1 pseudogene is annotated in these 255 nt (G+C 30.2%); it reads left to right on the top strand.

Going from position 1 to position 255, the window contains the following annotated elements:
• Positions 1–255: pseudogene (locus KAR67_RS09515) on the top strand (hypothetical protein); the annotation flags it as partial.

Genomic DNA, 255 nt, shown 5'->3' with positions numbered 1-255 from the left:
TAGAGTATAAAGACTTAATTTCAAACACTTTAAAAGAACAAAAAACCACACAAGTAGATAAAAAACAAGCTATAGCTAAACTTCATGCTCTTTTAGAAAATCAAAACCTAGAATGTATCCATGGAGGCAAAGTCATACTTAAATCAAACAAAGGAAAAACTTTTAAAGATGATGGTGTGCCTATAATGCTAGAAAGTGATTTATTAAACTCTAGTATAGTAGCTTGTCCTAATACTATAGCAGGTGTAAGTGTTC

It is taken from the genome of Campylobacter sp. JH32, from assembly GCF_017846535.1.
Taxonomy (GTDB): domain Bacteria; phylum Campylobacterota; class Campylobacteria; order Campylobacterales; family Campylobacteraceae; genus Campylobacter_D; species Campylobacter_D coli.
The sequence above is the reverse complement of the archived record's forward strand: the minus strand, read 5'-3'. Positions and strand labels throughout refer to the sequence as shown.